General features: G+C 61.7%; 21 protein-coding genes and 1 pseudogene. 11 read left to right on the forward strand and 11 right to left on the reverse strand.

Annotated features, from left to right (window positions below; all coding sequences use genetic code 11):
• The first annotated feature begins 13 nt into the window (after positions 1-13).
• The 5 genes from HNP33_RS03045 (at position 14) to HNP33_RS03065 (ending at position 6,065) form a co-directional block, all read left to right on the forward strand.
• Positions 14-895, forward strand: a complete 882-nt coding sequence (locus tag HNP33_RS03045) for a MaoC/PaaZ C-terminal domain-containing protein (RefSeq protein WP_184705128.1) — start codon at positions 14-16, stop codon at positions 893-895.
• The gene (locus HNP33_RS03050; RefSeq protein WP_184705130.1) at positions 895-2,160 is read left to right on the forward strand and encodes an acetyl-CoA hydrolase/transferase family protein; all 1,266 of its coding nucleotides are present in this window, start codon (positions 895-897) and stop codon (positions 2,158-2,160) included. The genes HNP33_RS03045 and HNP33_RS03050 overlap by 1 nt, the downstream gene beginning before the upstream one ends.
• 25 nt (positions 2,161-2,185) lie before the next feature.
• On the forward strand, positions 2,186-3,382 hold the full coding sequence (locus HNP33_RS03055) for an acetyl-CoA C-acetyltransferase (protein ID WP_184705132.1): 1,197 nt from the start codon (positions 2,186-2,188) through the stop codon (positions 3,380-3,382).
• 100 nt (positions 3,383-3,482) lie between these two features.
• A complete protein-coding gene (locus HNP33_RS03060) occupies positions 3,483-4,469 on the forward strand; it encodes a Bug family tripartite tricarboxylate transporter substrate binding protein (RefSeq protein WP_184705134.1) in 987 nt (328 codons plus the stop codon).
• A gap of 90 nt (positions 4,470-4,559) precedes the next feature.
• The gene (locus HNP33_RS03065) at positions 4,560-6,065 is read left to right on the forward strand and encodes a class I adenylate-forming enzyme family protein (RefSeq protein ID WP_184705136.1); all 1,506 of its coding nucleotides are present in this window, start codon (positions 4,560-4,562) and stop codon (positions 6,063-6,065) included.
• 29 nt (positions 6,066-6,094) lie between these two features.
• On the opposite strand, the gene HNP33_RS03070 is transcribed toward HNP33_RS03065, so the two are convergent.
• On the reverse strand, positions 6,095-6,913 hold the full coding sequence (locus HNP33_RS03070; RefSeq protein ID WP_184705138.1) for a TlpA family protein disulfide reductase: 819 nt from the start codon (positions 6,911-6,913) through the stop codon (positions 6,095-6,097).
• Between the two features lie 198 nt (positions 6,914-7,111).
• On the opposite strand from HNP33_RS03070, the gene HNP33_RS03075 reads away from it, so the two are divergent.
• Complete coding sequence (locus HNP33_RS03075; RefSeq protein WP_184749436.1) at positions 7,112-7,648, forward strand: hypothetical protein; 537 nt, start codon at positions 7,112-7,114, stop codon at positions 7,646-7,648.
• A 66-nt stretch (positions 7,649-7,714) separates the two neighbouring features.
• Here the strand turns inward: HNP33_RS03075 and HNP33_RS03080 are convergent, their stop codons facing one another.
• The 3 genes from HNP33_RS03080 to HNP33_RS03090 all read right to left on the reverse strand — a co-directional run bounded on the left by HNP33_RS03080 (position 7,715) and on the right by HNP33_RS03090 (position 11,699).
• Positions 7,715-9,154, reverse strand: a complete 1,440-nt coding sequence (locus HNP33_RS03080) for an NAD-dependent succinate-semialdehyde dehydrogenase (protein WP_184705142.1) — start codon at positions 9,152-9,154, stop codon at positions 7,715-7,717.
• A gap of 82 nt (positions 9,155-9,236) precedes the next feature.
• The gene (locus HNP33_RS03085; protein WP_184705144.1) at positions 9,237-10,454 is read right to left on the reverse strand and encodes an ABC transporter substrate-binding protein; all 1,218 of its coding nucleotides are present in this window, start codon (positions 10,452-10,454) and stop codon (positions 9,237-9,239) included.
• Positions 10,455-10,496: 42 nt separating this feature from the next.
• Positions 10,497-11,699 carry an ABC transporter substrate-binding protein gene (locus HNP33_RS03090; RefSeq protein WP_184705146.1) on the reverse strand — a complete coding sequence of 401 codons (1,203 nt, stop codon included), beginning with the start codon at positions 11,697-11,699 and terminating at the stop codon, positions 10,497-10,499.
• 269 nt (positions 11,700-11,968) lie between these two features.
• On the opposite strand from HNP33_RS03090, the gene HNP33_RS03095 reads away from it, so the two are divergent.
• Genes HNP33_RS03095 through HNP33_RS03110 form a run of 4 tightly spaced genes read left to right on the forward strand, consistent with a single transcriptional unit; the run spans position 11,969 to position 15,227 of the window.
• The gene (locus HNP33_RS03095) at positions 11,969-12,334 is read left to right on the forward strand and encodes a Zn-ribbon domain-containing OB-fold protein (protein ID WP_184705148.1); all 366 of its coding nucleotides are present in this window, start codon (positions 11,969-11,971) and stop codon (positions 12,332-12,334) included.
• Between the two features lie 20 nt (positions 12,335-12,354).
• Positions 12,355-13,548 carry a thiolase gene (locus tag HNP33_RS03100; RefSeq protein ID WP_184705150.1) on the forward strand — a complete coding sequence of 398 codons (1,194 nt, stop codon included), beginning with the start codon at positions 12,355-12,357 and terminating at the stop codon, positions 13,546-13,548.
• A gap of 13 nt (positions 13,549-13,561) precedes the next feature.
• Entirely contained in the window at positions 13,562-14,722 is a 1,161-nt protein-coding gene (locus HNP33_RS03105; RefSeq protein ID WP_184705152.1) for an acyl-CoA dehydrogenase family protein, read from the forward strand.
• A gap of 49 nt (positions 14,723-14,771) precedes the next feature.
• Entirely contained in the window at positions 14,772-15,227 is a 456-nt protein-coding gene (locus HNP33_RS03110) for a PaaI family thioesterase (protein WP_233464304.1), read from the forward strand.
• A 151-nt stretch (positions 15,228-15,378) separates the two neighbouring features.
• Here the strand turns inward: HNP33_RS03110 and minE are convergent, their stop codons facing one another.
• The 7 genes and pseudogenes from minE to HNP33_RS21320 form a co-directional block, all read right to left on the reverse strand.
• On the reverse strand, positions 15,379-15,639 hold the full coding sequence (minE, locus tag HNP33_RS03115; RefSeq protein ID WP_184705154.1) for a cell division topological specificity factor MinE: 261 nt from the start codon (positions 15,637-15,639) through the stop codon (positions 15,379-15,381).
• 5 nt (positions 15,640-15,644) lie between these two features.
• Positions 15,645-16,457: a septum site-determining protein MinD gene (minD, locus tag HNP33_RS03120; RefSeq protein ID WP_184705156.1), complete on the reverse strand. Its 813-nt coding sequence runs from the start codon at positions 16,455-16,457 to the stop codon at positions 15,645-15,647.
• Between the two features lie 81 nt (positions 16,458-16,538).
• A complete protein-coding gene (gene minC, locus HNP33_RS03125; RefSeq protein ID WP_184705159.1) occupies positions 16,539-17,282 on the reverse strand; it encodes a septum site-determining protein MinC in 744 nt (247 codons plus the stop codon).
• Between the two features lie 219 nt (positions 17,283-17,501).
• Positions 17,502-19,055 (reverse strand): zinc ribbon domain-containing protein, encoded by a 1,554-nt coding sequence (locus tag HNP33_RS03130; protein WP_184705161.1) that lies wholly within the window; start codon positions 19,053-19,055, stop codon positions 17,502-17,504.
• A gap of 130 nt (positions 19,056-19,185) precedes the next feature.
• Positions 19,186-19,821, reverse strand: a complete 636-nt coding sequence (locus HNP33_RS03135) for a hypothetical protein (RefSeq protein ID WP_184705163.1) — start codon at positions 19,819-19,821, stop codon at positions 19,186-19,188.
• 20 nt (positions 19,822-19,841) lie between these two features.
• Positions 19,842-20,564 carry a hypothetical protein gene (locus HNP33_RS03140; RefSeq protein WP_233464306.1) on the reverse strand — a complete coding sequence of 241 codons (723 nt, stop codon included), beginning with the start codon at positions 20,562-20,564 and terminating at the stop codon, positions 19,842-19,844.
• A 117-nt stretch (positions 20,565-20,681) separates the two neighbouring features.
• Positions 20,682-20,849 (reverse strand): annotated as a pseudogene (locus HNP33_RS21320) (zinc-ribbon domain-containing protein); the annotation flags it as partial.
• 290 nt (positions 20,850-21,139) lie between these two features.
• On the opposite strand from HNP33_RS21320, the gene HNP33_RS03145 reads away from it, so the two are divergent.
• Positions 21,140-22,432 (forward strand): solute carrier family 23 protein, encoded by a 1,293-nt coding sequence (locus HNP33_RS03145; protein ID WP_184705167.1) that lies wholly within the window; start codon positions 21,140-21,142, stop codon positions 22,430-22,432.
• Positions 22,433-22,601 lie beyond the last annotated feature (169 nt).

The following is a 22,601-nucleotide window of genomic DNA, read 5'->3' on the forward strand; positions in this document are numbered from 1 at the left end:
AGAGACAAGCACCATGGCCATCCATTACCAGCAGCTCAAGAACCGTGTGTTCGAGCCGGTGCGCCAGCACTACACCCAGCGCGACACCATGCTCTACGCACTGAGCCTGGGCGTTGGCAACCACCCACTCGACACGACAAATCTGCCGCTGGTATACGAAGGCATGGACCAGCCACTGCAAGCCCTGCCCACGATGAGCTCGGTGCTGGGCTACCCCGGCTTCTGGATGAAGCAGGAGGACAGCGGCATCGACTGGGTCAGGCTGGTGCATGGCGAGCAGCGCACCACCATCCACCAGCCCGTACCGGTACAAGCCAAGGTGGTAGGCAAGACGCGGGTCACGCGCATCATCGACAAGGGCCCAGGCAAGGGCGCCATCGTGGTGAGCGAGCGCAGCCTCGAAGGTGAGGACGGCACACTCTACGCCACGCTGGAGCAAGTCACCTTCTGCCGTGGTGACGGCGGCTACAGCCAGGAATTGGGCGGCCAGCCCAGCGACGAATCGCTGCCCGCCCTTGCCGCCACGCCCGATACCGCTCCCCGGTGGACGTTCGAGCATCGCATCCGCCCCGAGGCCGCCCTGCTCTACCGCCTGATGGGCGACTACAACCCGCTGCATGCCGATCCGCGCGTGGCCCAGGCTGCCGGGTTTGAAAAACCCATTCTGCACGGCCTGGCCACCTACGGGATGGTCGGCCATGCCTTGGTGATGACCGCTTGCGGCGGCGATGCCAGCCAACTGCGCAGCATCCATGCACGCTTCTCATCCCCCGTCTATCCGGGCGAGACACTGCGCACCGAAATCTGGCAGAGCGGCAAATCACTGCAGTTCCGCGCGCTGGTGGTGGAGCGCAATATCGTTGTGCTCAGCCACGGCAACGGCAGCGTGGCCTGATGCCCGCCCCAGGCCGCCAGATCGCGCTGGCAGATTTGGACTTGGCGCAATTCATCCGCGCGGGCGACTCCATCGTCTGGGGACAATCGGCAGCCGAGCCGCTGTCGCTGATGCAGGCTTATGTGGCGCAACGCCATCGCTTTGCCAGAACATGCGTTTTTCTGGGCATTGGCGGCAGTGCCACCCTGCAGCCCGAGCATGCTGATGCCATCGACATGACAGGCTATGCCGCAGGTGGCTCGCACCGCACTCTGGGCATGGCGGGAGTGCTCGATCCCGTGCCCTGCCACTATTCGCAGATTCCGCTTCTGATCGCCAGCCGCAGTATTGCGGTGGACGTCGTGTTTGTGCAGGTATCACCCCCCAATGATGCTGGCGAGTGCAGTCTGGGCCTGGCACACGACTACATGGCTGCAGCCATGCGCAGTGCTCGCTGCGTGATTGCCGAGGTCAATGTCGATGTACCCTGGGTGCATGGCGCAACGTTGCGCCTCGATAAGGTCGATGCCTGGGTTCAGAGCGACCAGCCCGTGGTGGACGTGCCCGCAGGCAAATCCGGTGACGCCGAAACCGCCATTGCCCGGCATATCGCCAGCCGCATTGAGGACGGAGCTACCCTGCAGCTTGGCATTGGCAACCTGCCCGATGCGGTGCTGCAGGCGCTGCACGGACACCGCAACCTGGGCCTGCACAGCGGCACCATCGGTGACAGGGTTGCAGATCTGGCCGAGGCTGGCGTCATTACCAACACCCACAAGGGCATCGACGCCGGCGTGAGCGTGACCGGGCTGTTGATGGGAACCGCGCGCACCCGTCGCTGGGCCCATCGCAACCCCGCACTACGCATTGCCAGCACCGACTACACCCACAGTGCCCGCGTGCTGGGGCAGATCAACAAGCTGGTGGCCATCAACGCCGCGATCGAGGTGGACCTGACCGGTCAGATCAACGCCGAGGTGGTAGCTGGCCAGTACCTGGGTGCCGTGGGCGGCGCCATGGATTTTCTACGCGCTGCCGCCATCAGCCCCGGCGGGCTGCCGATCGTGGCGCTGCCTGCCACCGCACGGGGGCAGTCGCGCATTGTCGCTCGGCTGTCCGGCCCGGTATCGACGCCGCGCGCCGATGCCGGCCTGATCGTTACCGAACACGGCGTGGCCGACCTGCGTGGCCTGAGCCTTTCCGGGCGCATGCAGGCCATGCTGGCCATTGCAGCGCCAGAACACAGAGACACATTGAGCGCCAGCGCTCGACAGTATTTCGCCTAACGCTATCAGAATCGAGGAGACAAGCATGCGCAAAGCAGCCATCGTGACCCCATTGCGAACCCCCGTAGGCACCTACGGCGGTAGTCTGCGCCCCGTATCGGTGGAAGAACTGGCCGCCACCACGGTACGCGCCGTGTTGGACAGAAGCGGCATCGACCCCAGCCGTATCGACGATGTGGTGTTTGCCCAATCGTACGCCAGCAGTGAAACGCCATGCGTGGGCCGCTGGGCCGCATTGCAGGCAGGCCTGCCGGTGGAGGTACCCGGCATGCAGCTGGACCGCCGCTGCGGCGGCGGTCTACAGGCCGTGGTAACCGCCTGCATGATGGTGCAGAGTGGCGCTGCCGATGTGGTGATTGCGGGCGGCGTGGAAAGCATGAGCAACATCGAGTACTACACCACCGACCTGCGCTGGGGCAAGCGTGCCGGCAATGTGACCATGTACGACCGACTCGACCGGGGCCGCGAGCGCTCGCAGCCGGTGGAGCGCTTTGGCGCCATCTCCGGCATGATCGAAACGGCAGAGAATCTGGCGCGCGACTATGGCATCAGCCGGGAGGCTGCCGATGCGTTTGCTGTGCGCAGCCACCAGCGCGCTGCTGCCGCCTGGGAATCGGGCCGCTTCAACGCTGAGGTGGTACCCGTGAGCGTTCCGCAAAAAAAAGGCGACCCCAAGCTGTTTGAATGCGATGAAGGCTTCCGCGCAGACGCATCGATGGACAGCCTGGGCAAACTGCGCGCGCTGATGAAGGGCGGCACCGTCACTGCGGGCAATGCCAGCCAGCAGAACGACGCCTCGGCGGCCTGCCTGATCGTGGCGGAAGACAAGCTCCAGGAGCTGAACCTGACCCCCATGGCCAGTCTGGTGGGTTGGGCCGTTGCGGGCTGCGAGCCATCACGCATGGGCATTGGCCCGGTGCCTGCCGTCAAAAAGCTGCTGGCCAAGCTGGGCCTGTCCATGCAAGACATGGATCTGGTCGAAATCAATGAGGCCTTTGCCTGCCAGGTGCTGGCTGTGCTGCAGGGCCTGGAATGGGATGACCACGATCGCCTGAACGTGAATGGATCGGGCATATCGCTGGGTCACCCCATCGGGGCAACTGGCGTACGCATTCTTGCCACCTTGCTGCATGAGCTGGAACGCCGCAAGGGCCGCTACGGGCTTGAGACCATGTGCATCGGCGGCGGCCAGGGGATTGCCGCAGTCTTCGAGCGGTATTGAGCCCTATGGTGCAGCGCACCTGTTGCACAAAACCCACCCGCATTCAAGGCCCGGTGCAGTACCCGCCTTGCGTGATCGAGCAGATTTAAGGAGACAAAACATGACTACCCTCTCTCGCCGCAGCCTGCTGGCTGCTACCGCCATTGCCTGTGCTGCATTTGCCGTCAGCGGCGCTGCGCATGCCCAAGGCTCGGGGGCGCCTGTGCGCCTGCTCGTGGGCTACTCTGCGGGCGGCCCGGTGGACCAGGGAGCACGCCTTTTTGCCATTGCGCTGTCCAAGGAACTCGGCCAGACCGTGGTCGTCGAGAACAAGACTGGCGCCAACGCCACCCTGGCGGGCAGCGAAGTGGTGCGCGCCAAGCCTGACGGCCTGACACTGTGGTTTGCCGCCAGCCCCACCATCACCATCAGCCCCAATGTGATGAGCAAGATGCAGTTCGACCCTGCCAAGGATCTGACGCCGATTGCGCCGATCCTGAGCTACTACAACGTGCTCGTCGTCAACAACGATCAGCCTTTCAAGAATACGCAGGAGCTGGTCGCGTACGCCAAGGCCCACCCCGGCAAGCTCAACTATGCGTCAGCCGGCGTCGGTGGCTCCAACCACCTGGGCGCGCTGCTGTTTGCCAAGCGCAGCGGCATCGAGATGAACCATGTGCCCTACAAAGGCAATGCCCCGGCGATGACCGATGTCATCGGCGGCCAGATCAACATGATGCTCGACATCATCAGCACGGCCAGCACCTACATCCACAGCGGCAAGGTGCGCGCCATTGCCGTCACCTCACCACAGCGCAACCCTTCGCTCCCCAACGTTCCCACGTTTGCCGAAAGCGGTATCGAGGGCCTCAAAGGCTTTGATGTGGGCGGCTGGTACGGAGTGTATGGCCCCAAGAACATGCCCGCCGATCTGACCGCCAAGCTCAACAAGGCCACCAATGCCGCGCTGGCGCAGCCCGAGCTCAAGGCCAAGTACAAGGATCTGGGCTATGACGAATGGGTAGGCGGCCCCGAAAAGCTGGCCGAGCGCGCCGCCCAGGAGCGGCAGATGTGGTCCACCGTGACCCAGGGCATTGTGATTGACTGAAGCGTGACCGGCGGCGCGGCGGTGTATTCGTCTGGTGTCACGGATAGGCCGCCTGCCTGAGGAAGGTGTTGAGAGAAAAGAGTAGAACCGATGGTAGACCGTATTCATGAACTGCTGGACCGCTGGCTGCAGGAGGCGCCTGACCGTCCCTTCATCCATCTGCCCAATCGCACCCTGAGCTATTCCGATCTCGGGCGGTTGGTGGATGCGCTGGAAGCCGAGCTGCGCAGCCAACAGGTGCGCCCCGGCGACCGCGTGCTGGTCGTCGCCGAAAACTGCCCTGAGCATGCCGCCCTGCTGCTGGCCACCAGCCGCGTGGGCGCCTGGGCCTGCGGCGTGAATGCGCGTATGGCGCCGGGTGAGGTGCGCGCCTTTGCCGACAAGGCCGATGCCCGCATCATCTACTTCACCGACCGCGTCTCCAAAGCCGCAGCTGCGCATGGCGAACGCTTTGGCGTCACGCCTTCGTGCGTGCCGGGTCTGGCGCACAGCGCCGTGTTTGCCAATGCTCGGCCCGAGCCCGAGCCCATGGGCAATCCGGTGGCGGCCATCATCTTCACGTCCGGCACCACGGGTGCGCCCAAGGGCGTGATGATGAGCCACCGAGGCGTGGCGCACTTTGCGCGCGTGTCGGCGCAATCGCGCCAGCTGGGTCCGCAGGACAAGGTCTACGCCTTTGTGCCGATGACCCATATCTTTGGCCTGGGCACCGTGCTGCTGGCATCACTGCATGCGGGTGCGGCGCTAGAGATGCGCAGCCAGTTCGAGCCCGCCGACCTGATCGACGCACTGGCCCACCACGGTATCACCCAGCTGCAAGGCCCGCCTACCCTGTTTGCACGCCTGCTGCAGTACTGCGAACAGCAGGGAATCAGCCGCCCCGCAGCCCCCCAACTGCGCTATCTGTACACCGGCGCGGGGCCGCTCGATCTAGTGCTCAAGCAGAAAGTGGAAGCGCTGTTCGGCCAGACGCTGCACCATGGCTACGCCATGAGTGAATACGCGGGATCGCTGCATCTGACTCGACTCGAAGAAGCACGCAGCGATACCAGCGCCGGCTATTGCATCGAAGGGGCGGAGCTGAAGATTGTGGACCCGAACACTGGTGCTGCCCTACCATGTGGCGAGCGTGGCGAAATATGGGTTCGCGGCACAGGCCTGATGCCCGGTTATTTCCGCGATGCCGAGGCCACAGCAACCGCACTGCGCGACGGCGGCTGGTATGCCACCGGCGACCTGGGCGAGCTGCACGCCGATGGAGCGCTGTTTGTGGTGGGGCGCCTCAAGGAGATGATCATCCGTTCGGGCTTCAACGTCTACCCCAGCGAGGTCGAGCATGCGCTGCACAGCTTCCCGGGTATCCAGCGCGCAGCCGTGGTGGGCCAGAAAGAGGCCGACGGCAACGAAGCAGTGATCGCCTTCATCGTGCAGGACACCGCGCACCCGCCAGATGCCGATGCCCTGCAGGCACACCTGCGCGAACACCTGGCGCCCTACAAGCGCCCTGCTCGCATCATTGCTATCGATGATCTGCCCGTCAATGCCAACGGCAAGGTCATGAAGCGCGAGCTGCAGGCTCGCCTGGAATCATCTTGACACGATGAGGACCATCGCGGCCCGCGCTTTCAATGAGGCGCAGGTGCTATTTTTTCCATGAATTCATTCAGGCTCGCCGTTGACAGTTCGCCCACACGCATGCCCTGCAACTGGCCATTGGCATCGTAGAACAGGGTCGTCGGCAAGGCGCGGCTGCCAGCCACTTCGGTCATTGCATTCCTCGGATCCAGCAGCACCTGCGCTTCGGGCAAGCCGAAGCCGCGTGCGGCGGTCAGCGCCACCTCGGGCTTTTCCTGCTGGTTGATCCACAGAAAATGCACCTGAGGATAACGCTGCTGTGCTTCGCGCAGCGCAGGCATTTCGCGCACGCAAGGCGTGCACCAGCTGGCCCACAGATTGATCACTACGGGCTTGCCCTTGAGCTGATCCAACGCATGGGTCTTCGCATCCAGCGCTACCAATTGCAGCGCTGGCAGGGCCTTGTCGCTGCCCGACAATTGCTGCACCATTGCATTGCCACCCAGCCAAACTGCGCCAAAAAGCACCACAGCCCCGGCCAGTGGCTGAAAGACGGCCTGCTTGCGCAGCCATAGCCACCAGATATATACGACCACCACCGCCAGCGCAGCCCAGGGCTCCCACCCGCCATCACGGATATTGATGATGGACAGGGGCTGCGCCAGGTACTCATCGGCATACCGCGCCACAAAACCTAGGCGCGCAGCCACCAGGGCCAACAACGGCAACAGCCAGATGTGGGGTGCGACGATCAACCCTTGCTTGCGTGCCCAACGCGTATACAACTGATCAGCCGCCAGAAACGCCAGCAGCAAGACCAGCAAACTCCAGGGCAGCGCAAATGGCCCAACCTGCAAACTGGCGCTCATGAATGCTCTCTTTCCCATATGAAAAAGGGCTGCAGAGGCCATCTGCAGCACCTGTGTATCCACTGTCGGAGTGCCCAGCTCTCCATTGGTTCCCTGCAGGGCAGCGTGAGCAAGCGCTGCCTCTGGATTTCTCCATGTTCGGCGGCCGTATATAGTGTGCAGACCTGTATTTGCCAATACAGCAGGCAAGTGCTTTGAATGGATGAACCCCCATCGGCCATTGAATGGAGCCAAGAAACCATGAAGCTCAGCAACAAGGCGCCCCGATTTGGATGGTGGTTCTCTGCATGCTTTTTGCTGATGTGCGCAGTGTTTACGTACATCCTCATCCGCGACGGCTTCTCACATGCGCAGACCAATCCGCCATCCGCTTCCGGCTACGCCATGCCATGGCTCATGCCTGCTGTACTTGCCGTGTTCTGGGCAGCCGGGCTTGGCGTTGCCTGGTATCTGACGGGCATCCCTTGTGTGGAGGCGGGGCTTGACGCCTCCGGGTCCGTGCACATTCTCAGGCGTTATCCGTTCAGAACCGAATCCCAAACCATTGACGCTGCAGACCTTGCCGGAGCAACGCTTGTGGAGACCAAGGATTCAGAGGGCGATCTGTACTACTCCATCAGACTGACCACCACTGACGGAATGCAGATGGATGTCGCACAGAGTCCGGATCGCTCAATTTGTGAAACCGCGTTGAACCGCTTCAATGCAGCCTTGAGAGCATCGGCCGCCGGGTAGCCCTGTGATGGTGCCCGGGTAAAGCCTTCCCAAGCACCACCAAGTCATCCTTCAATGGCAGCGGGCTTACTGGTCTTCGCTCACCAGCTTGATGTTGCAATACGCCTGCAGCCCTTCAATGCCGCACTCGGATCCCCAGCCGCTTTCCTTGACGCCGCCAAACGGCGCCTCGGCCATCGAGATGTTCAAGGTATTGATACCCAACATGCCGGTTTGCACGCCATTGGCCAATTGCTGGCGCACGCCGCTGTCCTGCGTGAAGGCATAGGCGGCCAGACCATACTGCAGGCGGTTGGCGCGGCGCAGTGCTTCTTCCATGTCGTCCACCGGATTGATCAATGCAACAGGGCCAAACGGTTCCTCGTTCATCAGGCCTGCGTCTTCATCGACATGGCTGAGCACCGTAGGCTCCCAAAAGAAGCCCGCGCCCGGCATGCGCTTGCCGCCCGTATGCAAGGTGGCACCGCGCTTTTGCGCATCGGCGATCAGGCGCGTCAAGGCTTCAATGCGGCGCGGGTTGGCCAAAGGCCCCATGTTGCTGGCCTCTTCCAGGCCATTGCCCACCTTGAGCTGCCTTGTGCGCTCCACAAATGCCGCTACAAAGCGGTCGAACACCTCGCGGTGCACATAAAAGCGCGTGGGCGAAATGCAGACCTGCCCCGCATTGCGGAACTTGCCCGCAACCAGCGCGTCTGCGACCTTGGCCACATCGGCGTCCTTCCAGACGATGACAGGCGCGTGACCGCCCAACTCCAGCGTGGCGCGCTTCATGCTCCTGGCGGCCTGCGCGGCAAGCATCTTACCCACCGCAGTAGAGCCGGTGAACGAAAACTTGGCAATCTCGGGCTGGTCAAGCAGGTAGCCCGATACTTCCGCTGGCACGCCAAACACCATGTTCAGCACGCCAGCGGGCAGCCCGGCGTCGTGCAGTACCCGCACCAGCTCCTGCGCAGTGGCCGGGGTTTCTTCTGCGGGCTTCAGAATCAGCGTACAGCCCGCAGCCAGTGCACCGGCAATCTTGCGGGCAGGTGTGATGGCGGGAAAATTCCACGGTGCAAAGGCAGCGCAGACGCCTACCGGCTCATGGTGTACGGCGATGCGCTGGGTCGGCGTCTTGCCAGGAACCAGGCGGCCATAGTTACGACGGCCTTCTTCGGCATACCAGTCATAGGTGTCGGCAGCGGCCAGCACTTCGAGCCTGGACTCGCGCAAGGGCTTGCCCTGCTCCAGCGTCATGCAGGTGGCAATGTGGGTGGCACGTTCGCGGATCAGGCTGGCCGCCTTGCGCAGGATGTCCGAGCGCGCAAGCGGTGACGTGCGCTTCCAGCTTTCAAAAGCGCCGTTGGCAGCCTGCAATGCGGCTTGCAGGTCGGCCTGGCTGGCGTGGGGGAGATCGCCCAGTACGGATTCATCCACCGGATTGAACACCGGCTCGCTCTTGCGCCCCTCGGAGGACAGCCATTGGCCGTTGATAAACAGCTGCAATTGTGGATAAGCATGGGACATGGTCGGCTCCTACGAGTGTTTTGCGTGCATGGATCGGCCTGTCGGAAACGAAGGCCGTTGCATGCTGTGGATAAATCTGTGCCTATTTCTTCACCAATGCGCATTTGCCATCGGTCATGGGGCGGAACGCCTTGTCGCCGGGGATGGTGGCAAGGATCTTGTAGTAATCCCATGGGCCCTTGGATTCTTCTGGCGACTTGACCTGGGCCAGGTACAGGTCGTGCACCATGCGGCCGTCTTCGCGCACATGACCGTTCTGACTGAAGAAGTCTTCGAGCTTGTTGGACTTGAGGTACCTGGTGACTGCGGGGCCATCATCTGAATGGATGGCAGCCACCGCTTTCAGGTACTGGGTAACTGCCGAATACGTGCCTGCATGCACCATCGACGGCATGGTTTTCTTGCCCATGCGCTCAAAAAAGCGTTGCGAGAAGGCGCGCGTCTCGGGTGTGCGGTCCCAGTAGAAGGCTGTGGCAAATGTCAGGCCCTGGGCGGTCTTGAGGCCCAGCGAGTGCACATCCTGGATGAACATGAACTGCGGCGCCACGGTCTGGTTCTTCATCAAACCAAACTGGTTGGCCGACTTGATTGCATTGATGGTGTCGTTGCCCGCACTCACCAAAGTGACCACCGGTGCCTTGGACTCCTGCGCCTGCAACACAAAGGAAGAGAAATCGCTGGCGTTGAGCGGGAAATTGGTGCGCCCCACAATCTTGCCGCCGCCTTTGCTGACGATATTCGTCACGGTCTCAGCCCCTGCTTTGCCAAAGGCATAGTCCACCGCCATGATGTACCAGTCCTTCTTGCCCTTTTCCAACATGGCATGCGCCACGCCGCTGGCCATCGCGTAGGTGTCATAGGTGTAGTGAATGGCAGTGGGAATGCAGGCCTCGCTGGTCAGCGCGTCCGATGCACCACCGGAGGTAAGGATGAGCTTGTTGCGTTCCTTGGCCAAGTTGTAGACCGCCATGGCAACGGCAGAATTGTTCAAGTCCACCACCACGTCCACACCTTCGGTGTCGAACCAGGTGCGCGCGCGGCTCGCCCCCACGTCGGCCTTGCCCTGGTGGTCGGCAAAGACCACCTCGATCTTCTTGCCGTCCACCGTACCGCCAAAGTCCTCGACCGCCATTTTCGTGGCCTCGACCGATCCACGCCCGGCCGTATCGGCATAGGGCCCTGACATGTCACTGAGCACCGCGATCTTCACCACATCCCCCGATATGCCTTGGGCCTGGACGGGCAAGACGGCAGCGGCAACAGAGGCCGCGAGCGCGGCGATGGCTGTCAAACGTTTCATGGCTAGTCTCCTTGATGTAGGGAATGAATCGGCAGTCTGTGATCAGGATTTCTTCACCAGCGGGCAGGTGCTCTTGGACAGCGGACGAAAGGCCTCATCGCCGGGAATGGTGGACACGACCTTGTAGTAATCCCAGGGCGCTTTCGATTCCTCGGGCTTTTTCACCTGCACCACATACATGTCGTGCACCATGCGGCCGTCCTCACGCACATAGCCGTTCTGTGAGAAGGCGTCGTTGATCTTCATCTTCCTGAGCTGCGCCGCCACGGCAGGCCCATCGTCGGTGCCAGCTTCCTTGATAGCCTGCAGGTAAGTCATCACAGCGGAATAGTCGCCCGCCTGCACCATCGACGGCATCTTCTTCATGCGTTCGAAATAACGCTTGGCCCACGCGCGCGATTCGGGCGTTCGGTCCCAATAGAAGGCCGTGGCGAAGGTCATGCCCTGGCCATACTTGAGGCCCAGGCCATGGATATCGTTGATGAACATCAGCTGCGGCACCAGCACCTGGTTCTTCGTCAGGCCAAAGTCATACGCAGCCTTGATGGTGTTGACGGTGTCATTGGTTGCATTGGCCAGCGTCACCACCTGCGCCTTGGAGGCCTGTGCCTGCGTGACGTAGGACGAGAAATCGCTGGCATTGAGCGGGTGCGCCACCTGGCCAGTGATCCTGCCGCCACCCGCTTCCACAAACTCTGTCGCCGTGGCCGCCATGGCCTTGCCCGCTGCGTAATCGACCGAGATGATGAACCAGTCCTTCTTGCCTTGTGCCAGCACGCCCTTGACCGCGGCGTTGGTCATGGCGTAGGTGTCATAGGTGTAGTGCACCAGGGTGACGCCGCAGTGCTCGTTGGTCAATGCGGTGGAGACGGCGCCGGTGTTCATCACCATCTTGTTCCGCTCACGCGCCAGGCCGTTGACCGCGATGGCGACTGCGGAGTTGTTCATGTTCATGACCATGTCCACTCCGTCGTTGTCGAACCACTGGCGCGCCTTGGTCGCCGCCACGTCGGCCTTGTTCTGGTGATCGGCAGAGACCAGTTCGATCTTCTTGCCCAGCACGGTGCCGCCAAAATCGGCAATGGCCATCCTGGCGGCTTCCACCGAGCCTTTGCCCGCCGTGTCGGCATACAGGCTCGACATGTCGCTGAGCACTGCGATCTTCACAACGTCCCCAGAGACGCCCTGCGCCTGCGCTGCAAGGCTCGCCAATGCGGCGGCCAGCCCCAGTGTGGTTTTCCTCATGTTCTTGTCTCCGATTCTTATATTGAGCTCCTGATGCTAGAGCTTTATGGCGCAGCAGCTTTTGCCTTTGCAAAGCCGTGCCTTAGCCTGTGCCAAAGCCCTGAAAACCCTAAGAACCTGTTTGCGATCCGGCACCTGTTCGGAGCTGTCGCCTGCGTTGATCAAGTCGCGCCAAACCCCCTCTTCCGCAACCAATAATTGCACGCGAGGGTGAAATCACCCATGCTCCACCATCCGCCCGATACCGCAATACCGAGAAAGACACCGCAATGACACCTTCGATGTCAAGCCAATACCAGGCCGCGCTCGATGCAGGCAACTTCCAGATCCAGCGCTGCGCGGCCTGCCACAAGGCCATCTTCTATCCTCGTGAACTGTGTCCGCATTGCGGCAGTGACCAGCTGACCTGGGAACAGCCCTCTGGGCAAGGCACGGTCTACTCCACCACAGTCATCCGCCGCAAGGCCGATGCCGGTGGCGACTACAACGTGACACTGGTCGATCTGGCCGAAGGCCCCCGCATGATGAGCCGCGTGGAAGGCATGGCGCCAACCGATGTGAAGATTGGCATGGCAGTGCGCGCACAGGTGGTGCAGCACAATGGCAAGGGCTTGGTGGTATTCAAGGCCGCATAAGAACGAAAAGGGACAAGCACATGGCACAAGTACACACCAGCTCCGGCCTGCGCGCGCTGCGCGGCAAGGTCGCCATCACCGGCGTTGCCACCTATGGCTGCGGGGAGGCTCCAGGCTCCGACGACATGATGCTGCTGGCTCGCGCGGCGCACGCCGCCGTGGCCGATGCGGGCCTGACCATGCAGGATATCGACGGCCTGGCGACCTGCAGCGTCAATGCCACCATGTGGCCCATGCCGGTGATCGAACACCTGGGCATCAACCCCAACTACATCAATGGCACCATGGTAGGCGGCTCCAGCTTCATCGCCCACCTGCTGCCCTCGATCATGGCGCTCGAAGCTGGCCAGTGCAGGCATGTGCTGGTGTGCTACGGCAGCGCCCAGCGCTCGGCCGCCTTTGGCCGCAAGGAATCGACTGCCGCACGCAAATTCATGGATCCGCAGCCGTTCGAACACCCCTTCGAGCCCGTGATGCCGGTGGCTGCCTATGCCATGGCCGCTGCACGCCATATGCACCAGTACGGCACCACACGCGAGCAGTTGGCGGCCGTGGCGGTGTCAGCCCGCCAGTGGGCGCAGAAGAACCCCGAGGCCTTCATGCGCGACCCGTTGACCATTGAAGAGGTATTGGGCGCCCGCATGGTTGCAGACCCCTTCACCGTCCGCGATTGCTGCCTGGTGACCGATGGCGCCGGGGCCTTTGTGCTGAGCCGCGCCGAAGACGCCAAGAGCGGCCCCAACGCCCCCATCTATGTGCTGGGCAATGCCACGGCCTGCTGGAACCGCCAGATCTCATCCATGCCCGACCTGACCGTGACTGCCGCCAGCCAATCGGGCGCGCAGGCCTTTGCAATGGCCGGATTGCAGGCTGCAGACATGGATGTGGTGGAGCTGTATGACGCTTTCACGATCAACACCCTGCTCTTTCTGGAAGACCTGGGCTTTGTGAAGAAAGGCGAGGCGGGGGCCTTTGTCGCCAGTGGTGCGATTGCTCCCGGTGGTACCCTGCCTGTCAACACCAACGGCGGGGGCCTGTCGTGCGTACACCCCGGTATGTATGGCATCTTTGCATTGATCGAAGCCGTTCGCCAGTTACGCGGCAACTGTGGCGAACGCCAGATTGCAGGCGCCCAGCTGGCTCTGGCCCACGGCAACGGTGGCACGCTGTCCAGCCAGGCCACGGCGATCCTCGGCACAGCCGCAACCTTGTGACAGGACTGAAGACATGATCCGCGATAACGAAACCCTGGAAGCACTGCTCGACAGCGTACGCCGCTTTGTGCGTGAACGCCTGGTACCGGCCGAGAACGAAGTGGCCGAGACCGATGAGATTCCCGAATCCATCGTGCAGGAGATGCGCGACCTGGGGCTGTTCGGCCTCACCATCCCCGAAGAGTTCGGCGGCCTGGAGCTGACGATGGAAGAGGAAGTACACGTGCTGCTGGAGCTATGCCAGACTTCGCCCGCGTTCCGCTCGGTGATTGGCACCACCGTGGGCATCGGCTCGCAAGGCATTCTGATGGACGGCACCGATGAGCAAAAGGCCCAGTGGCTGCCCAAGCTGGCCACCGGCGAGGTAATTGCTTCCTTTGCGCTGACCGAACCCGAAGCGGGGTCGGATGCCGCATCGCTGCGCACCACGGCCATCAGGCAAGGCGACCACTACGTCGTCAACGGCACCAAACGCTTCATCACCAATGCACCACACGCCGGCATGTTCACGCTGATGGCGCGCACCAACCCGGCCGACAAGGGCGCTGGCGGCGTGTCGTCCTTCATCGTGGATGCAAAGACGCCCGGCATCAGCTTTGGTAAATACGACAAGAAGATGGGCCAGCGCGGCGCGCATACCTGTGACGTGATCTTTGACAACGTGAAGGTACCCGCCGCAAACCTGATCGGTCTGCAGGAGGGCCGGGGCTTCAAGACCGCAATGAAGGTGTTGGAAAAGGGCCGCATCCACATTGCCGCCGTGGCCGTGGGCTGCGCCAAGCGCATTCTGCGCGATGCGCTGCAATACTCGCTGGAGCGCAAGCAGTTCGGCCAGGCCATTTGCGATTTTCAACTGGTGCAGGCCATGCTGGCCGACAGCCAGGCAGAGCTGTATGCCGCCGAGTGCATGACCATCGACGCCGCCCGTCGGCGCGATGACGGCCAGAACGTGTCCACCGAAGCATCCAGCGCCAAGATGTTTGCCACCGAAATGTGCGGCCGCGTGGCCGACCGGGCCGTGCAGATATTGGGAGGCTCGGGCTATATGGCCGAATACGGCATCGAGCGCTTTTACCGCGATGTGCGGCTGTTCCGCCTGTACGAAGGCACCACGCAGATCCAGCAGATCATCATTGCACGCAACATGGTGCGCGAAGCGAAGGCCAACGCATGACCCGCGAGTTCGAGCCGCACTTTGTGGCGCAAAGCGTGGAGACTGCCCGATGAGCACGGTAGATCGCCAGCACATGAGCATCGAGGACATGAACAGCCGCGTGCCGTTTCTGCGCCTCATCGGCGCCAGGCAGGATCCGAACTTTGAAGACGGCATTGTGCGCGTGCACCTGCCCGATCTGCGCGAAGACCTGTGCAACCAGCTGCCTGCGGCGCACGGCGGCATTCTGATGACCTTGCTGGATGTGGCCATGTCGCGCGCGGCCGTGCTGGCACCGGGCGCGCCATCAAGCACGGCGGTAACGGTGGAGATGTCCTCGCGCTTCATCTACCCGGGGCGCGGTCCACTGGTAGCCGAAGGCTGGGTCATCAACCAAGGCCGCTCGCTGTGCACTTGCCAAGCCAACATCTACGATGCGGAGCGCCGCATTCTGGCCACCGCGCAGGGCACCTTCAAGTACTGGAAGGCTCACGCCTACGACAAGCCCTCCGAAGGCAGTGCATAAGGCGGTGCATAAAGCAAGAATTTGTGGATAAACCAGCCTGCATTGCTTATTCATGCTGCGCAAGCAGCTATTGAAATCATCGTTATCCACATGAAAAACGCGACCCTTCGGTCGCGTTCATTTATTCACAGGCTACCTACTGGCGCCTGGCTTACTTGGCGTCCGGCAGCTCGATCTTGACTTCCAGCACTTCCAGATTGTCCTGGCGCTCCAGATTGACGCGGACATCGTCTGGATTGACCGAAACGTACTTGGCGATCACGGCCATCAGCTCCTTTTGCAGCGCAGGCAGGTAATCGGGCTGGTTGTTGCTGCGGCCGGTGCGCTCATGCGCCAGAATGATCTGCAGACGCTCTTTGGCAACCGAGGCCGTCTTCTTCTTTTCACCCAGAAACAGGGACAGCAAGGACATGGCGCTTACCTCCCGAAGATGCGTTTGAAGAAGCCGGGTTTTTGCGCCTCGATAAAGCGCATCGGCTTGTCTTCGCCCAGAAAGCGCGACACCACATCCTTGTAGGCTTCCGACACATCCGTTTCAGGCAGGTTGATCGCAGGCGTACCCTGGTTGGATGCCTGCAGCACCGATTCGGACTCGGGAATCACGCCGATCAGCTTGATACGCAGAATGTCCTGGATGTCCTCCAGCGACAGCATCTGGCCATCCTGTACGCGATTGGGGTTGTAGCGGGTGATGAGCAGGTGTTCCTTGATCGGTTCGCCTCCGTCGATGGCGCGCTTGGTCTTGGAGCTGAGCATGCCCAGGATGCGGTCCGAGTCGCGCACGGATGAGACTTCGGGGTTGGTCACCACCAGCGCCTCGTCGGCAAAATGCATCGCCATCAAGGCGCCGCTTTCGATACCGGCGGGCGAATCGCAGACGATGTAGTCAAAATCCATCTCCGCCAGATCCTTGAGGATCTTCTCGACGCCGTCTTGCGTCAGCGCATCCTTGTCACGGGTCTGCGACGCCGCGAGGATATAGAGATTGTCCAGCTGCTTGTCTTTGATCAATGCCTGATTCAGATTGGCCTCACCCTGGATCACATTGATCAGGTCGTACACCACACGGCGCTCACAACCCATGATCAGATCGAGATTGCGCAGGCCGACGTCAAAGTCGATCACGGCCGTTTTGTGGCCCTGCAATGCCAGTCCGGCCGCAAAGCTTGCACTGGTGGTGGTTTTGCCAACTCCGCCTTTGCCGGAAGTTACAACGACGATTTTTGCCATCTTTTGATCCGTTCTCTTTACGTCCTCAATTGTTCAATGCCCGGGTGGGCCCTCTCCTCAGCTCAGCATCCCAGGGGCCGCCTACAGCGGCTCAATCAGCAGCTTTTCACCATCCAGGCGCACCATTGCAGGCTTGCCCGCCACATCCGGCGGCAAGTCTGATTCAACCGTACGGTAGATACCGGCAATCGATACCAGTTGCGGCTCAAAACAGGTGCAATAGATGCGGGCTGACGTATCGCCCCGCGCACCGGCCACAGCCCGTCCGCGCAAAGGGCCATAGACGTGTACATTGCCGTCAGCAATTACTTCCGCGCCAAAGCTGACAACGGCATTGACCACCACATCGCTGCCTGCCGCATACACCTGCTGGCCCGAACGCATGGGTTTGTCCACCCGCACCGTGGTCTTGGCGGGCAATTGCACTTCCTTGACCACTTCCACTTCGTGGATCACCTCGCGCACCGCGGGTTTTTCCGCAGCCGCTGCGCGCGCAGGGGGAGCCTCGGGGGCAGCGATAAGGCCCGCCTCACGGGCTGCCTGCATCTGCTGCGCATTGCCACCGCGCACGGCCACCGGCATGGTGCGGTACTGGCGCAGCAACGCGGTCAGCGCCGCAAAATCGATGGGCGTTTCTGCATCGCGCACTTGCACCAGGTCAATGAGCACAGGATCGTTGTCGAACAGCTCCGAATCATTGCCAAAGCGCTCCGAAAACTCGCGCGCTAACTGTTCAGCATCCGTCGACCGCAACGCAAATGCGACCACCGGCAACTGGGCGCTTTTCATATCAAAACCGCTGCGCTGCGTCGTTTCACCTGACATGGATGTAGTAGCCGATCTATGGACTGGACATGAATCGGCAAAGTGTAACCTGCCCCGCAGCGAATCGCTGCTGCGGGCCGCCGGTTTTAGGGCCAAAGCGCCACTGTGGCAACACTCTTTTACCAATCCAGCAGGGCAAGCACGGCTAATTACTGCTAATTACCAGCATTTGAATAAAAAAAGAGGCGCCTTGGCGCCTCTTTGCAGCGTTTTTCACATTCAATGCAGCTTGTGCCCGCAGTGTCCGCAGAACACATCGTCGGCGGCGACCACTTCAAAGCAACTGCTGCAGCGCGGCAATGGCGCCTGGTTGGTTGCCTGCGCAGGGCTTGCTGCAGGTACAGGGCTGGAAACCACCGCAGGAGACGCCGTCACTGGGGCTGGCGGTACAACAGGCACAGGCGCCGCAGGTGCGGGTGCCAGCACAGGAGCTGCCGGTACAGAGGCCGCAGCAACCTCCGACACCTTGGCTGCCCCCTGAGCAGTCTGTACCGCCGGAGCTGTTGCGGGAGCGGCCCCCCCTGCCGCAGGCATGGCAGGCGCAGCACCCGAGCCTTGTTCCGCCGGAGCGTGCGCTGGCAAACCGGCAGCCGTAGCAACAGAGGCCCCCAGACCGGCAGCAGTAACAGCAGCAGTTGCTGCTGGCGCAGCTGCCGGGCTGCCAGCAAAAAGATCTGCTGGGTTCACCGCTGATGTCTGGGCGTGGTTCTGGCCAGTGGCGCTTGGTACCCCTGCGGAGGCCGCACCTGATGGAGAAGCATGTGTTTCTGCCGTATTGGTATGGGTGGCATGGCGCACCTTGTCGGCGGCCTCGCGGGCCATGTCCTGCGCCTGGCGGGCTTTTTCGCGCGCGAGCGCAATGCCGGCCTGCAGGCTTTCTTCGGTTGCCTTTTCATCCAGGCCATCGGTCACCATCAGGTAGATGATGTTCATGCCCATGATCATGACCTGCATGGTCAACGCCATCAGCACTGCAAACAGAATGACGGTGGACAGCGTTCCCGCCACCAGGTGGCCATTGAATGCCATCGGCCCAAAGGCGCCGCCACCAAAACCGCCCAGCATGGCCGGGCCGATGATGCCGCTGGCCAAGGCCGTCATATAGGCAAAGCCCGGCATGAAGCCGGTGAACAGCACCAGCGCAATGATGCCCACCACCACGTACAGTGCCAGCAGCATCAGCACCAGCGGCACCAGGCGCGTGCGCACCACCGACACGACCAGCGACACCGCGCTTCTGAGGCTGCGGCCATCCCAGATGGCCGGAGCCAGCAAGGGTGCGGCCACCCAGTACAGGGCAATGAAGAACACGGATGCGATGATGACCATTGCCGGATGGGCAAAAAACAGCAGGATCGGCCCGATGAACGGAATCTTGCAGATGAAGTAGACCAGGGCCCCCACCAGACACAGAGCCACCACCAGCGCCAGCACCAGCAGACCGAACAGGATGAACTTGGGCACGCACAGCAGTCCGGCCTTCAAGGCGTCGGCCATGCTGCGCTCTTCCACATCCTTGGCCCTGTCCTGCAGAAGGATGCCCACCGCCGACGTACCTGCCCAGAACACGATGAGGGCGGCAACGAAAAACAGGAAAGCGAGAAAAACGCTGCCCATGCGCGTGGCAAGCATCTGGCCCCCCATCAGCACCAGCCCGCCGGCCAGCCAGGTCAGAAACGACAGGCCGAGCACGCGCCATTGCGTCAGCCCCTCGGCCGCCCGCATCAATTGGCCAAAGTCAATCGACTTGAGCATGGATTTGGTGGAAGACATGCAATTCTCCTATTTCTACGTAAGCGGCCGCCTTGCGGGGCACTCTGGACCCTGGCCATGCAGCGCTGCTGTGGACGGTGTCCATGGCCTGCTGCGCACGCACAGCCAGGCCATTCCAATAAAGCGAGTCTCAGTTAATCGTGCTGACCCAGGGCCTGGCCTGGATCACAAAGTGCTCGATGCCAGCGGGCACATTCTTGTCGGCAGACTTTTTCACTTCTACCGGGTTACCTGCTTCGGTTGGCGCAGTGCCAGATTTCAGGTTGACCTTCTTTGCGCGCAGGTCGCGGGGCGAGACGGTGACATAGATCGTGGCGCCGCCACGGTTGTCAGCCATCAGAGTGGCAATGTCCTTGATGGCGGTCATTGCATTCTTGTGTTCCTGGGTTGCTTTGGCGGTCCAGGGCAGATCTAACACAACCGAATCGAGCACCTTGATGTTGCGCGTGCCATTGGCTTGGTTGGACTTGAACACCTGCTCGGTGGTCACTGTCTCGCTCGCACCAATACGCTGCTTGACTGGCAAGGTGGCCATGGCGTCGACCGCGCGCTGGCGCAGTTCGTCGGCGCTCGCGGTCTCTGCCTGCATCTTTTGCTCCCACTCGTTGAATGCCGGCGGCACAGCAGGCTGACGGCAACCAGGGGGCGATGCCACGCCGCACTCCACCTGAACGGCGCCTTGCGCAGGGGGCGGAGCCACTTCCTGGGGCGGGGCCACGCAACCTGCCAGCAGCACGGCCGACATCAATGCGGATATTTTCAACATGGACTTCACAACACTCTCCTTCAATTCAACAAATCATCCAAGGTCTGCTTGCGTGCCGGCTTGCGCGGGGCCGTGCGAGCAGGAGCCGACTCGGCTGCGGGAATGGCCGCAGCCTCGGTCGGCGCAGCGACAACAGCATCTGCAGCAGGCACCGCTTCAACCGGGGGCGGGGCAATCGTCTCGTTCGGGGCCAGTACGGCCTCGGCAGGCAGCGCCGCCGGGGCAGCAGGGGCCTCGACAGGCGCAGCGGGCACGCTGACCGTTGGCGCAGGGGCAGGTACTGCCTGGCGCTGATGCTTACCCTTCCACCACCATACACCACCGCCTGCGAGCAAGGCCAGCGCCAGCACTCCCAGTGCAATCCATTTGCCTGGACCGCCTGAGTTTTCGGGGGCCTGTGGCATGGGGTTGCGTTCTGTCGCGCTCTTGCGGGGCTTGGGCTCGGGCGTACTGCTGGCAGCGGGTTTTGCGGGCCGTTGGGCGGGCTGCATTGGTGGCGCAGCAACAACAGGCGGCACAGGCGCCGCGGTCTTGCCAGACGTCAACCAGTCATTCCCACGCTTGCCCTCTTCGGATGCAGCCGTGCGCAGGCTGGGTGCAGCGGCCACCGCGCTGGCGGCGCTGCCGCCAATCACCATTGCCGGGCTCGTGTCGATGCGCTCACCATTGCGGTCAGGTGCAGGCTCGCTGCTGTCCTGCACGTTGCCAAATACCAAAATGGCTTTTTCTTCTTCGGGCGACAAAGGGTCTTCAGCATCGCGCCGGGTATCTTCGAAGCCGGAATTCTGTTCAAACCGGCAGCCGCACTTGCCGCAAAAGCGGGCATTGCCCTTGCACAATGCCCCGCAATCAGGGCAAGTGGTGTACGCCGGAGCAGGGGCGGCTGGCATGCCTTTGTTCACCGCCACAGGCGTGGCGGGTACTGCCGCACCTACTTTGCAGCCGCATTTTTTGCAGAATTTGGCGCTTTCCGGCAACGCTTCTCCACATTGCACACAGTTCATGGGTATGCCCTCCAAAACCGGCATGCCGTCGCAAACAGCACACCATATTAGTTATCAATGTCACTTTTATTATCCATTCACAACCCGCATGATGCCAGCAGAGGCCGTGCAAACGGGCAATAGCAGGGCTTGCTATTGGGATTAATCCGCCGCTGCAGTGGCTGCGCCAGCCTGCCGCCGCTCATGCACGGCTGCCCCACTTAAAGAGTTTCCCTCTCTCTACAGGCGCTGCCAAATTCACTATGATGCAGCACCCTTTTTTACTTCCGGCAGCTCGCTGGCGTCGTGCGCGCGGGGCTGCCTCTTCATCCACCATGTCCGAATCCTTTTTCCCCCGCTGGCGCGAAGTACGCCCTGGCACCGATGATGTTGTTGCGCCCGATGAGCGTCTTGCCTGGCCCCAAACCTCGGTCATGGGGGTGCAGCACGTCATCGCCATGTTCGGCTCCACCATCCTGGCGCCGATCCTGATGGGGTTTGATCCGAACGTGGCGGTTCTGATGAGCGGCGTAGGCACGCTCATCTTTTTTCTGTTGACTGGCGGACGGGTTCCCAGCTATCTGGGCTCCAGCTTTGCCTTCATCGGCGTGGTGATTGCCGCCACCGGTTACGGAGGCTCTGGCGCCAATGCCAACATTGGCGTCGCCCTGGGCGGCATCATTGCCTGTGGCCTGGTCTACACCTTGGTCGGCTTTCTGGTGCAGGCCATCGGCACGCGGTGGATCGAGCATTTCATGCCCCCGGTCGTCACCGGTGCCATCGTTGCGGTGATTGGTCTGAACCTCGCGGGCGTCCCCATCAAGAACATGGCATCCAACAACTTTGAAAGCTGGATGCAGGCGCTGACCTTTGTCTGCGTCGGCATGGTGGCTGTGGTGACGCGCGGCATGGTGCAGCGCCTGTTGATTCTGGTGGGGCTGATTGCAGCATCCATCATCTATGCCGTGCTCACCAATGGCATGGGGTTGGGCAAGCCTGTCGATCTGTCCGGCGTCGCCAACGCGGCATGGGTAGGCATGCCCAACTTCGCAGCGCCGCAGTTCAGCGCGCAAGCCGCTTTCATGATCGTTCCTGTCGTCATCATCCTGGTGGTGGAGAACCTGGGCCATATCAAGGCCGTGACCGCCATGACCGGCAAGGATCTGGACCGTTACATGGGCCGCGCCTTCATCGGTGACGGTGTTGCCACCATGGTGAGCGGCAGCGTGGGCGGCACTGGCGTCACTACCTATGCGGAGAACATCGGCGTGATGGCCGCGACCCGCATCTACTCGACGGCCGTCTTCATGGTCGCTGGCATCATTGCCCTCTTGCTGGGCTTTTCGCCCAAGTTCGGCGCGCTCATTCAGGCCATTCCGCTGCCGATCATGGGTGGGGTATCAATTGTGGTGTTCGGCCTGATTGCAGTGGCCGGTGCCAAGATCTGGGTCGACAACCGGGTCGATTTCTCGCAAAACAAAAACCTGATCGTGGCGGCCATCACCTTGATCATCGGTACCGGCGACTTCACGCTCAAGTTCGGCAGCTTTGCCCTGGGTGGCATCGGCACCGCAACCTTTGGCGCCATCATCCTCTACCAACTGCTCAACCTGGGTGACAAACGCTGATTCATCACGGTTTTAAAAATTTTTCCAGAAAGCCCGGACACCCCCGGGCTTTTTTTTGGACCGCATGCATTGACACCGCGGGAGCTGCCGGCATAGTCTGCGGGCATGCCTGGGATGGTCATGATCGCCACATCCCTGATAGCGCATTTTCACCAGTCGGGTATTTGTC

Source organism: Comamonas odontotermitis (assembly GCF_014207855.1).
Lineage (GTDB): Bacteria > Pseudomonadota > Gammaproteobacteria > Burkholderiales > Burkholderiaceae_C > Comamonas > Comamonas odontotermitis_A.